General features: G+C 55.1%; 8 protein-coding genes. 7 read left to right on the top strand and 1 reads right to left on the bottom strand.

What is annotated here, in order from left to right; genetic code table 11:
• Nucleotides 1-285: 285 nt before the first annotated feature.
• From K6V21_RS16170 to K6V21_RS26685, 4 genes are all read left to right on the top strand, one after another.
• The gene (locus K6V21_RS16170) at nucleotides 286-2,373 is read left to right on the top strand and encodes a fimbrillin family protein (protein WP_224319263.1); all 2,088 of its coding nucleotides are present in this window, start codon (nucleotides 286-288) and stop codon (nucleotides 2,371-2,373) included.
• Nucleotides 2,374-2,420: 47 nt separating this feature from the next.
• On the top strand, nucleotides 2,421-4,730 hold the full coding sequence (locus K6V21_RS16165; protein ID WP_224319262.1) for a fimbrillin family protein: 2,310 nt from the start codon (nucleotides 2,421-2,423) through the stop codon (nucleotides 4,728-4,730).
• Nucleotides 4,731-4,782: 52 nt separating this feature from the next.
• On the top strand, nucleotides 4,783-5,739 hold the full coding sequence (locus K6V21_RS16160; RefSeq protein WP_224319261.1) for a hypothetical protein: 957 nt from the start codon (nucleotides 4,783-4,785) through the stop codon (nucleotides 5,737-5,739).
• A gap of 197 nt (nucleotides 5,740-5,936) precedes the next feature.
• Nucleotides 5,937-6,065: a hypothetical protein gene (locus K6V21_RS26685; RefSeq protein ID WP_258770926.1), complete on the top strand. Its 129-nt coding sequence runs from the start codon at nucleotides 5,937-5,939 to the stop codon at nucleotides 6,063-6,065.
• A 47-nt stretch (nucleotides 6,066-6,112) separates the two neighbouring features.
• On the opposite strand, the gene K6V21_RS16155 is transcribed toward K6V21_RS26685, so the two are convergent.
• Nucleotides 6,113-7,081, bottom strand: coding sequence for an Rpn family recombination-promoting nuclease/putative transposase (locus K6V21_RS16155; protein ID WP_224319260.1), 969 nt, complete (start codon nucleotides 7,079-7,081; stop codon nucleotides 6,113-6,115).
• A gap of 355 nt (nucleotides 7,082-7,436) precedes the next feature.
• Between K6V21_RS16155 and K6V21_RS16150 the strand changes: the two genes are divergently transcribed.
• The 3 genes from K6V21_RS16150 (at nucleotide 7,437) to K6V21_RS16140 (ending at nucleotide 13,005) form a co-directional block, all read left to right on the top strand.
• The gene (locus tag K6V21_RS16150; protein WP_224319259.1) at nucleotides 7,437-10,028 is read left to right on the top strand and encodes a glycosyl hydrolase family 95 catalytic domain-containing protein; all 2,592 of its coding nucleotides are present in this window, start codon (nucleotides 7,437-7,439) and stop codon (nucleotides 10,026-10,028) included.
• Nucleotides 10,029-10,041: 13 nt separating this feature from the next.
• Nucleotides 10,042-11,250 (top strand): glycoside hydrolase family 105 protein, encoded by a 1,209-nt coding sequence (locus K6V21_RS16145; protein ID WP_224319258.1) that lies wholly within the window; start codon nucleotides 10,042-10,044, stop codon nucleotides 11,248-11,250.
• A gap of 288 nt (nucleotides 11,251-11,538) precedes the next feature.
• Complete coding sequence (locus tag K6V21_RS16140) at nucleotides 11,539-13,005, top strand: glycoside hydrolase family 140 protein (RefSeq protein ID WP_224319257.1); 1,467 nt, start codon at nucleotides 11,539-11,541, stop codon at nucleotides 13,003-13,005.
• Nucleotides 13,006-13,261: the final 256 nt, after the last annotated feature.

The raw sequence follows: 13,261 nt of genomic DNA, 5'->3' as shown, positions 1-13,261 counted from the left end.
AGGAGACGAAACAGCCCGTGTTTTGTACTCAATAGAGGAAGCTCCGGGCGCACCGGCATGCCGCCAGGCTATTTCCGCAGTATCTCAAAGGGGGGGAAACAGTGCATTGTAACTCACTGCGGCACAGTCGATTCCTATTTTGGGAGTTTAAATACCTATTTTGAGAGTTCACTTTCAGATACTTTACCTACCTTCATCCCGGCTTACGACAAAACCGGGGTGAAACCGGGCACACTAAGCACATTCATAGCATCGGAATTATAAACTCTAAAAGACAGATAACACATGAAACCATTCACATCCATCCGCCACATTGCCGCCGTCTCCGTTGCGGCAATCTCCCTCCTCCTGACCGCAGGATGCAGCGGGGAGGAAAACGAACCCGGAGGCAACACCTCGAACGCAGCTATCATCACCGCTTCTGTCGGCAAGACAGACAACGTGGTGTCCTCCCGCGCCGCAAACACGGTATGGGATGTCGATGACTGTATCGGCATTTCCACCTCTTCCGTGAATGGGAAGACAAACTATGTCAATATCCGCTACAAGACCAACGGCAGCGTGTTCAGCCCCGTACCCGGTGCGGCGGACGAAGACAACACCATCTACTTTCAGGACAAGTCCCCCACGACCTTCACCGCTTACTACCCCTACGAGGGCGCGAACGGCACCAAGCCCGGCAACAACGGCGTCATCACCCGAACCCTCACCGCCGCCCACCAGAGCCCGGAGAACCTGCCCGCCATCGACTACCTCTGGGCGCAGCGGACAGCCCAAAGTAGCAACCCGAAGGTCGATTTCCGGTTTTCACACCGCATGAGCCGCCTCATCCTGAACTTCAAGGCGGGTGCCGGAACAGCGCTCCCGAACGGGCTGACCTACACCCTCACCCAACTGGCAACGGAGGGAACCTTCGACACCTCCACCGGTGAAGCCAAAGCCACAGGCACGGTGTCCAACCTCGAAAACCTGCCCACCTCCACCATCGGGAGACAGATCACAGGCATCGCCATCCTCTGGCCGCAGGCGGTAAGTTCCATGCGCCTGCAACTGAAGCTGGGCGATAACACCTTCGGCGCCGCGCTCACTTTCCCGGCCGGCACGGCAGGCGAAGCCCTTGCCCCCTCCACCTCCTATACCTTTAATGTGACCGTGGAGCGCACCGGCATCACAGTTGGCCAAGCCGATATTGATGACTGGACGAGCGGCGGCAGCAAGGACATCACCCTGCAGGAAGCCCGCACCCTGACCTTCGCCCCCAACGGCGGCAGCGGCACGATAGCGGGCGACAAAGTCTTTGAAGGCGCCACGACATCCCTGCCCTACGGCAACGCTCTGACACCCCCAAGCGGCAAAACCTTTGTGGGATGGAACACCCTGCCCAGAGGCGGAGGCGAGTTTTATGCCGCGGGCAGCACGCTGACGATGCCTGCCGGAGACCTCACCCTCTATGCCCAGTGGTCGGGCGACGGCTCTGCCAAAGACAATCCGATTCTTATCACGGATGCGCAGGGGATGAAGGACATCGGGGCGAGTGACAAAAGTCGGAAGAAGCATTACCGCCTCTGCAACGACCTGGTGCTCGATGACTGGGAGGCTATCTATTACGACTATGGAGGCGGTCAAGGTGAGGGTTTCTCCGGAACATTCGATGGCGGAGGGCATACCGTTACTCTCAATGGGGTGAAGCCCATACGGGCAGATTTCAACATGGCCGGCGGTTACTTTATTTCTCTCTTTGCTTGTATTGAAGGAGAAGTGCGCCGCCTGCGGGTGGACGGGCAGATAACGGTGAACGGCACGGATGAAAACGCAAATTACTACGCGGGAGGAATCTGTGGGTATATCTACGGCACCGTTACCGATTGCATCTCCAACGTCACGGTGACTGCAACGGGAAAGATGGGTGAACTTTCTGCCGGAAGCATCGCGGGACTTAATCATGGTTCTATCTTTAATTGTTATGCCACCGGAAAGATAGAAAGTGCGGCTATTGTCCAGTACGTCTCTTTGGGAGGCATTGCAGGAGATAACATCAGCGAAATAGCCAACTGCGCCGCACTCAACAGCAATATATCAGGCAAGGATGGGCAGACGAATACCTACATCCACCGTATTACAGGAAGCACTTTCGGTACCATAGTCAACAACTATGCCTCGGCAACATCGGGCACTTTCACAGATAAAGGACTCGATAAACCGGACGGTGCGGATTGCGGTGCCAAGCCTGCCGCCTCGTGGTGGAAGGAATCGGGTAGATGGGCGGATAGCTACACAATTCCCACCGGCAGCACCAAAACCCTCACCCCTTGGGATTTCGGCACTACTTGGGAAGTCACCGACGGCAACCTGCCCGTGCTCCGTCGCGAGTAGCCGCGCCTGCCATTCATCAAGAACAAGAAATAAAAGCATAAGAGAACATGAAGATACACAACCATACCCTCCCGAAAGCCATCCGGCGGCACAGCATCCGCCGGTGGCTTGCCACGGCGGCAACGCTAACGGCAATGATGACGGCAACGCTGGCAACCCTCACGGGATGCAGCGCGGACAACGACCCGGAAACAGCCATCGGCGGTGACGGCACCTCCGTCACCTTCGGCGCCACCATCGCTGCACGCGAAGGGCACGACAACGGCGAAGCCCGCAACAACGCCAATGCCACCGCCCCCGCCAGCCGTGCCATCCCCGACGGAACCTTCGAGGAAGGCGACCAGATTCTCGTCCACATGGACGGCAAGCGGAAAGCCTTCGTTTACAGCACAGCCCAAGGCTTTGTGCACGCCCCCAACTATCCCGGCACGAACGTCGACCCCACACCTCCCGTGTGGCAAGACGGAGAAGCCGAAAAAAGCCTCCTTGCTTACGGTCCCACGGCCTGTATCTCTTCTGCAGGGGACGGGGCCCTCTTATACGAAGTCTATGTAAGTGCAGCACAGAATGATGACCGTGAGTATAGGCATAGCGATTATGTCTATACCGCACAGACACTCTACCGCAGCAAGCCCGCGCTTAGTTTCCGCCACGGCATGGCGCGCGTCGTCCTCCGGTTGCGTTCCGGCGGCTCCCTCACGGATGAGGACGTGGCAGGCGCCTCCGTGCTGTTGGGCGACAAGAACCTTTTTACAATAGCGGACATCGACCCGCAGAACGGGACATTGACAGCCCATGTCCCTGTCCCTGGCGATGGTCGTTTGGGACCGCAAACCATCACGCCCCACCGTTGTGCCGACACCCCCACGGGCTACGTCGTGGCTTACGAAGCCCTGATGCCCCCGCAGGACGTAAGCGGGAAAGCGTTCATCAAAGTCCGGCTCTCCGATGGCACCGAACTGGGGCATATGGCGGCGAGCGGCAGCATGCTGAAGGGCGGACACGAATACGTCTACAACGTGACCGTGGAGGCGAACCGCCTGGCAGTGACGGTGACCGGCAGCGACGTGCCCTGGCAGGACGGCGTCCTTACCACGAAGATTGACGGCAAGGAGTTCCGGCTGATTCGCACGGCGGAAGACCTGGCACGGTTTGCCCGCGATGTGAACGGCGACGGGACCACGCCGTCGAAGCTGACCAAACTCAACGCCCTGCAAACGGCGGACATCGACCTGCAAGACCTTGCCCGGTCCGCCGACCCCGACTTGCAAAAGCTGGCGGAGGACTGGGTGCCGATAGGCAGCAAGGTAGGCGTCTACGCTCCCACCTACGAAGGCATCTATTGCGGCAACGGGTATACCATCTCGGGGCTGCGCATCAAATCCAATCACGGGACGGGCAACAACGGGCTCTTCGGCTCTATCACTGGCAGCGGCGCCTTGCTGACGGGCATCCATCTGCGGGATGTACGGATAACGGGCACGACTGGCTCATACACCGGCGCTCTTGCCGGCTATGTCCGTGGCGGAACGGTGACCCTTTGCTCGGCGGAGGGAACGATAGAAGCCACATTGCCCGGCGGCAGTGGCGCCTTCCTCGGCGGGCTGGTGGGCATGAGCGACGGCTGTTCCATCAACCGTTGCCGCACGAAGGTGAACATCAAGGCGGATGTGACGCTGAAAGGCGACGGCTGGGCCTATGCGGGGGGAATCGTGGGAGATAATCGCGAGGCTAGTACCCTCTTTGCCTGCCAGTCCGAGGGCGAGGTGAGCCTCACCGGGGCGGGGACATCGACGGATACTCAGGCCCTCTACGCCGGGGGGATAGCCGGACGAAACAGTTACGCCAACGACCTCAATGCTTCCTACATCCGAGCATGCATGGCGACGGGCAACGTAAGTGTCACCTATACGGGCACCGATGCCGTGAACGCTTATGCCGGTGGGCTGGTGGGGTATAACGATGATAGGGGATCCCTCCAATACAGTTATGCCCGGGGTACAGCCACAGCCGCCACAGGCAGCAAGGCAAAAGGTTATGCAGGCGCTATTATAGGGGGATATAATAACAATAGCAACACAAATCGTTGTTTCGGTGCGGGAGCCGGAGGCGCCGGGACGTCGGGGCTTGAGGCGGCATCAGGGTCTATTGCCTATAACGAGTCGCCGGGAGAGAGGGAGATAAGGAATGTAATAGTGTTGAACACCCAGTTCTATATATCCACCATCCTCTACGATGCCTCCGCCACGCCTGCCTACGGCATCAGTGTAAGTAGTCGGAGTATAGATTTGAATTGGCTCTGGCTCGCCACCGACCCCACCTGGCCCGCACTCGATATGGAATACGGCGGCCTTTAACAATCCCCCTCAATCCACCTGATTTATAAACTTACAAAAACAATATAACCCTATGATACGCAATATCTTCTTACTCGTGCTCTCCGCCCTCGCGGCGTGGAGCTGCACCGCCACCGACGACGATATGCCCCAAGGCCCCGCCAACGGAACCCAACCGGCAGACGCCCGAAACTCACTCTGCATCACCATCGCCCCGAAGCCCGCATTCACCCAGGCAGCCATCACCATGCCCGACGGGAAAAACAGTACAAACACCCGAGCACTGCAGACGGAAAAGGAGACGAAGTGGGAAAAGGGGGATGTGGTGTGGCTGTTTGCCAGATTCGCTGATGGAATGGAGCAAAGAGGCTACTACTCCGCCTTAAAATACACCGGCACCACATGGCGCTACCTCACCGAGGACGAAGCCGACGAGTTCGGACTAAAGGCCTTCGGCAGCTATCACTTCAACCGCACCCTTATCTACGACAAGCCCGACGGAAGTGGTAAATACACAAATGTACAAATCTACGCCTACTACACAGGCAATGGCAAGCCGGACAAGAACGGGATAATCACTATCCCGTCTCCCGATAGCGGCGCCTCCGTTCCGGTGATGCAGGCGTTCGATTCTTCCCACGATTTTAGCCGGCCCCTCACGCTCAGCTTCACCTACTGTTGCTCCCGCCTGCGCATCCCTGCCGGATACGGCCTGGAGATGGGAAATTACGGATACTACGCGAGTTATCAGCTTGGAGGCGTATCCTTGTCTCGTCCGAACTACTCTACCACCCCTCTCCAACTCTCCGCCGCCGACAAGGACAGGGATGTCTTCCTCCTCCCGGTGGCGGACGCCAACGGCACCCCCGTCCCCGTCACCCTCACCCTTAACGGCAGCGCAAAATGGACCTTCACGCCCCAGCTCCCCACCGGCACCGGCACCGGCACCGGCAGTGTCACCGACTACTACGGCCAGTCCTACACCCTTCCCGCCCTCGGAAGCGGCAGCGTGACGCCCGGAGGTATGTAAAGAACAGAATCTCTCTTCAATGAACCGCCCTGCCCCTCCTCTCCATCGGCAGAGTTCCCGAAAGGAGACGCAAAAGGCAGGGCGTTTTATGAACCCGCAAAGCCGACGGAAAACTCCTTGCGCAAGGAGCAAAAAATGGAAGCGCAAGGAGTTAAAAATGGAAGCGCAAGCATTTTTAAACGGAAGCGCAAGTATTTTTGAACGGAAGCGCAAGGAATTTTGAGTGCCTGCCTCTTGACACCCGCCGTGCCATCGTAGTAAAGAATGAAATCCCCTCCACGCAGACCGGGGCAGGCAGCGTGGAGGGGATTTTCGGTGTTACGTAACCGGCTATAAACCGGATTGCAAATTTAGAGTCTTTCTATGTCTTAATTCAAAGTCTTTCTATGTCTTCGATGGGTAAACCCGTCACTTGGTGGATGACTGCGGAGGGGATGTTCAGGGATTTCATCGTTCGGGCATTCTCTATTTTCTCTTCTTGTCTGCCTTCCTGCATACCTTTCTGCATACCTTCTGCCAAACCTTCCTGCCTGCCTTCTGCCAGCCCTTCCTGTCTGCCCTCCTGCATACCTTTCTGCCATCCTTCTTGTCTTCCTTCCTCTCTGCCTTCATCCGCCGCCGTACTCAGCACATCATTCTGAATCATCACGGCATTGATATGCTCGTCATACGCCAGTTGTTCCGCCCTGTCCATATTGTAATAAATCAGTTTGCGGCGTGCCTCTTCCAGCCCGGGAGCTTTCGTATCGGGGCGAATGATTCCGGTTTTCAGATACTCTATCCACTCCTCAAGCGGGGTGACGGCCACCTTGTTGAACTCATTCACACGAATCAGGAAGTATTCGGGGAAGATTTCGGCAGGCAGCTTGCGCACGATGGCGTCCTTCTCCTTGGTAGTGACCTCCAGAAAATCGCCCGTATGCACGCCCACAAAGGAGTTCTGACCGTGGTACAGGTAATCGTTGCCCTTGCCAATGTCGAAATAGAGAATGCTGATGGAGTACACTTTCTTCACTTGGGAGTAAAGCTCTCCCAGTTCGATATGCTCCGTGATGGCCTTGGCAACGCCGAAGAGGATGCGCTCCAAGTAGTATATCTCGCGCGTGTTCTGCACCTCGACGATGATGATTTCATCCTTGCTGTTGCGCGCCTTGATGTCCACGCGGTTGAATTTGTCGTTTTCACGTTGCTGGTTGCCCTCGCTTTCCAGTATCTCGACAATGCGGATAGGCTCGCCCAGCAACACGGTGAGGAAACCTTCGAGCACACCGAAGTTGGCTTTGTTGCGCAGCAAGCGCTTCACCGCCCAGTCGAATCGTATATATCTGTCTTTCTGTACCATAACTTTTGTTTTAGAGTTTCTGTCTTAGTCTTCCGGTTACGCACAAAGGTAAGCATTATTTCTGTTCCCGACATGCCGGGAAGCAATAATTTATTTCATTCCTACGCGGTTATGAATTAATTCACCACAGAGTAACACAGGGTATCACAGAGTTTAATCAATTTGAAATCAAAAGAATAGAACTCCGTGAGACTCTGTGTTACTCTGTGGTGAAAACTCATTACTTTCCCGTGTCTAAAATATCGCTTATCATTTGCCTCTTTTTCTTTTCCGTTGTCAGCAACTCCCCCACTGGGTACAAAATTCTCCTTCATCCGTCATCTTACCATAAACTATAAAGCAACACCGAAAGACAATGAACAGAAAGAGATTCATCAACTGTCTGTTAGTCCTGTTATCTGCGGGGTGCCTCCGGGCACAAGCCCCACATACCTCCGCACAGGAATACAAACTCTGGTACGACCGCCCCGCACAAGTCTGGACGGAAGCCCTCCCTTTAGGTAACGGACGATTGGGAGCCATGGTATACGGCACCCCCGCCACGGAACAGATACAACTGAACGAAGAAACCATCTGGGCGGGACGTCCCAACAACAACGCCAACCCCAATGCACTGGAATACATTCCCCGGGTACGCCACCTGGTATTTTCCGGCAAATATCTCGAAGCACAGACCCTCGCCACCGAGAAGGTAATGGCAAAGACCAATTCGGGAATGCCCTATCAAAGCTTCGGCGACCTGCGAATCGCGTTTCCCGGACACACCCGCTACACAAACTATTACCGGGAGTTGAGCCTCGATTCCGCCCGTACACTCGTCCGCTATGAAGTGGACGGAGTGCAGTACCGGCGCGAAACCATCACTTCATTCACCGACCAGGTAGTCATGGTACGCCTCACCGCCAACCGTCCGGGACGGATTACTTTCAACGCCCAACTCACCTCCCCCCATCAGGATGTCGTCATCACTTCTGAAGCTGCGGGTATCACTCCCGAAGCTGCCAACATCGGAAACACCTCCCCCCTCCTCCCCTGCGTAACACTTTCCGGCGTATCTTCCCTGCACGAAGGTCTGAAAGGCAAGGTGGAGTTTCAGGGAAGACTGACCGCCCGGAACACCGGCGGCCGGATGTCGTGTGCCGACGGTGTGCTTTCCGTGGAAGGAGCCGACGAAGCCACCGTCTACGTCTCCATCGCCACCAACTTCAATAACTATCAGGACATCACAGGCAATCCGGCCGAACGTGCCAAAGATTATCTGGCAACAGCAACGGCACATTCATTCGCCGAAGCCCGGAAGAGCCATACGGACTTCTACCGCCGATACCTGACACGCACCTCCCTCGATTTAGGAGACAACCGCTACGAACACGTGACTACCGACAAGCGCGTGGAGAACTTCAAACAGACCAATGACGCGCATCTGGTGGCCACCTACTTCCAGTTCGGACGTTACCTCCTGATCTGTTCATCCCAGCCCGGCGGGCAACCCGCCAATCTTCAGGGAATCTGGAACGACAAGCTCTTCCCCTCCTGGGACAGCAAATATACCTGCAACATCAACCTCGAAATGAACTATTGGCCCTCGGAAGTCACCAATCTGAGCGAACTGAACGAACCCCTGTTCCGCCTGATACGCGAAGTCAGCGAAACAGGCCGCGAAACCGCCCGCATCATGTATGGAGCCAATGGCTGGGTGCTGCATCACAACACCGATATATGGCGCATCACGGGCGCAGTGGACAAAGCCCCGTCAGGCTTATGGCCCAGTGGCGGCGCATGGCTCTGCCGGCATCTTTGGGAACGTTACCTCTACACCGGAGACACCGGATTCCTGCGCTCCGTCTATCCCATCCTGAGAGAGTCCGGACGCTTCTTCGACGAAATCATGGTGAAGGAACCTGCGCACAACTGGCTGGTGGTCTGTCCCAGCAACTCACCCGAGAACGTGCATTCGGGCAGTAACGGCAAGTCTACCACAGCTGCCGGATGCACCCTCGACAACCAATTGATATTCGACCTTTGGACGGCCATCATCTCCGCCACGGAGATATTGGGAACGGAGACGACGGGGACGGGGATGTCGGGAACAGGGATGCCGGGAACAGGGATGCCGGGAACGAAAGTCTCGGCTACAGACCGTGAGTTTGCCGCCCGGCTCTCCCGCCGCCTCTCCGAAATGCCTCCCATGCAAGTGGGCCGTTGGGGTCAGTTGCAGGAATGGATGCACGACTGGGACGACCCGAACGACGTACACCGTCATGTGTCCCATCTCTACGGCCTCTTCCCCAGCAACCAGATATCCCCTTACCGCACCCCCGGACTCTTTGATGCCGCCCGCACCTCACTCATCCACCGCGGCGACCCCTCCACCGGTTGGAGCATGGGATGGAAAGTCTGCCTGTGGGCACGCCTCCTCGACGGCGACCATGCCTACAAACTGATTACAGACCAGCTGACCCTCGTCCGGAACGAGAAGAAGAAAGGGGGCACCTACCCCAACCTCTTCGATGCACACCCGCCCTTCCAGATCGACGGAAACTTCGGCTGTACCGCAGGCATCATCGAGATGCTGATGCAGAGTCACGACGGCTTCATCTACCTTCTGCCCGCATTACCGGCAGTTTGGAAGGAGGGCACAGTCCGCGGCATCATCGCCCGCGGCGGCTTCGAACTGGATCTCAGCTGGAAAAACGGGAAAGTGGAGCGTCTGGTGGTAAAATCTCATAAAGGAGGCAATTGCCGCCTTCGCTCAGCGAGTCCGTTGACAGGCAAAGGTCTGAAACGTGCCAAAGGTGAGAATCCCAACCCGCTTTATGCAGTTCCCGTCATTGCCCGACCGTTAATCAACCCCGAAGCCAAGTTGAACAAAGTGGAAATAGCAAAGACCTATTTATACGATCTGCCCACCCAGGCAGGACAAGAATATACATTGATTGGAAACTAAATACTGAACTCATATGAATCGTATCTCACTGAAACTACTGACGGTGTGCGGAATTGCCTGTTTCATGGCCTGCACAGCCACCCAAAAGCCAAAGACCGAGAAATGGAGCGAGCGCATGGCACACTCCGAAATGAAGCGTTTCCCCGAACCCTGGATGATTGAAAAGGCTCGGACACCCCGCTGGGGATATACCCACGGCCTGGTAGTAAAGTCCATGCTCGAAGAATGGAAGCATACGGGCGACAGCACCTACTACGACTACGCCAAAATCTATGCCGACAGCCTGATTGACGCCGACGGACGCATCCTGACCATGAAGTACCTTTCCTTCAACATCGACAACGTCAATGCCGGAAAGATTCTCTTCGACTTCTATGCCCGGACGGGAGATGAACGCTATAAAATAGCCATGGACACCTTGCGCAAACAAATGCAGGAGCAACCTCGCACAAGCGAAGGCGGTTTTTGGCACAAGCTGAGGTATCCGCATCAGATGTGGCTGGACGGCATCTTTATGGCCTCTCCTTATCTGGCGCAATATGGCGCCACTTTCGGGGAGCCGCCCCTGCAGGACGAAGCTGTGAAACAAATTCTACTTATAGCCCGCAAGACCCACGACCCTGCAACCGGACTCTACTACCACGGCTGGGACGAGAGCCGCGAACAGAAATGGGCAAATCCCGAGACAGGTTGTTCACCCAACTTTTGGAGCCGCAGCATCGGATGGTATGGAGCCGCCATCGTGGATGTATTGGATTACTTACCACAGGAAACCGCAGGACGCGACAGCGTACTACAAATTCTGCAAGGTCTGGCACAGGCAATGGTGAAGTATCAGGACCCGCAATCCGGAACCTGGTATCAAGTGACCGACCAGGGAGCACGCAAGGGTAATTATCTGGAATCATCAGCCACCGCCCTGTTCGTGTACACACTTGCCAAAGCCATCAACCGGGGATATATCGGAAACGAATACATCGCCCCCGTGCAGAAAGCATTCGACGGCATGGTCCGTGAGTTCACCCGCCTTGAAGAGGACGGCACTTACACCCTGACCAATTGCTGCGCCGTAGCCGGTCTGGGCGGAAACTCCGGAAAGTATCGTGACGGCTCGTTCGAGTATTATATTGGCGAACCCGTGATAGAGAATGATCCCAAATCCGTAGGGGCGTTCATATTGGCGGCAATAGAATATGAACGAATGAAAGAAAGAGCAAAATGATGATTTACCAGCGTAGCGCTGGAGCAAGGTTCTCCTTCGGCGTGCAAGTAATCTTTCAGACACGGATGACACGGATGACGCGGATTCTTTTTTCCTCCGGTGTGATATGCCGGTATGTATAGCGCAGCTTTAAAAATCCGCGTCATCCGTGTCATCCGCGTCTAAAAGATTAAAGTCCGCGTTCGTCCGCCTTATCCGCGTAGTCCGCGTACCCATTCCCTCGCCCCTAAATCATCATTTATCAACCTCATTCCAATAATAACAACAACAATTATAACTCAAATCGTAATGAAAACATTCAAACTAATCACCCTTTTTCTGTTATTGCTGACCGCCGTTTCAGCCTCAGCACAGAAGAAAACACAGAAAACGTATATCCCCTGGAACAATGGCAAACTAATGGTCTCCGAAGAAGGCCGCTATCTGAAACATGAAAACGGCACTCCCTTCTTCTGGCTGGGCGAAACCGGATGGCTACTGCCCCAGCGCCTGAACCGCGATGAAGCCGAGTATTATCTGGAACAGTGCAAACAACGGGGATATAACGTCATTCAAGTTCAGACTCTGAACAATGTCCCCTCCATAAACACCTACGGACAATATTCCATGACCGACGGCTACAACTTCAAGAACATCAACCGCCCGGGCGTCTATGGCTATTGGGACCATATGGACTACATCATCCGCACCGCCGCCCGTAAAGGCATCTACATCGGCATGGTCTGCATCTGGGGAAGCCCCGTCAGCCGTGGCGAAATGACCGTAGACCAAGCCAAAGCGTACGGCAAATTCCTCGCCGAGCGCTATAAAGACGAGCCGAATATCATCTGGTTCATTGGCGGCGACATCCGTGGTGACGTAAAAACCGCCGAATGGGAAGCTCTCGCCACCTCCATCAAAGCAATAGACAAGAACCACCTGATGACCTTCCACCCACGCGGCCGCACCACTTCCTCAACGTGGTTCAATGCCGCTCCCTGGCTGGACTTCAACATGTTCCAAAGCGGGCATCGCCGCTACGGACAACGTTTCGGTGACGGTGATTATCCGATTGAAGAGAATACCGAAGAAGATAACTGGCGCTTCGTAGAACGCAGTATGGCCACAAATCCCATGAAACCCGTCATCGACGGTGAACCTATCTACGAGGAAATTCCTCACGGTCTGCACGATGAGAATGAACTGCGCTGGAAAGATTACGATGTGCGCCGTTATGCCTACTGGTCAGTATTTGCCGGTTCCTTCGGACATACCTACGGTAATAATTCCATCATGCAGTTCCTCAAACCCGGTGTTGGCGGTGCATACAGTGCAAAGGAACCCTGGTACGATGCCCTGAACAATCCGGGATTCAACCAAATGAAGTATCTCAAAAACCTGATGCTGACTTTCCCATTCTTCGAACGTGTACCCGACCAGTCTATCATTACCGGTACAAACGGAGAACGCTACGACCGTGCCATCGCCACACGCGGCAAAGATTATCTGATGGTGTATAACTACACCGGACGCCCGATGAAAGTAGATTTCAGCAAAATCAGCGGTGCCAAGAAGAATGCCTGGTGGTATACCACCAAAGACGGCAAACTGGAATATATCGGTGAGTTTGACAATGGAATACACAATTTCCAGCACGATAGTGGCTACAGCAGCGGAAACGATCATATCCTGATTGTAGTGGACAGCAGTAAAGACTATGTAAATAAGGAATGGGACGAACTGCCCGATGCACAACAACGATGGGAGAAAAAGTAAGTGCAACGTCACTACATAAATGATAATTTAGCGGGCGGGAATGGGTACGCGGACGACGCGGATAAGGCGGACGAACGCGGACTTTTTTCTCGATATTTATTGTAGAAGTATCCTAATTCCCCTCCTCCAGTTGGAGGAGGGGTGCCCAAAGGGCGGGGTGGTAGGTGAGAGAAGAAATCCTTTATATTCTTATTAATAGGTATTTTATTGCTTACCTACCACCTCCCCCTACGGGTACTCCTCCTCCAACTGGAGG

Source organism: Bacteroides cellulosilyticus (assembly GCF_020091405.1).
Taxonomy (GTDB): domain Bacteria; phylum Bacteroidota; class Bacteroidia; order Bacteroidales; family Bacteroidaceae; genus Bacteroides.
This window is presented reverse-complemented; position numbering and strand designations above follow the sequence as displayed.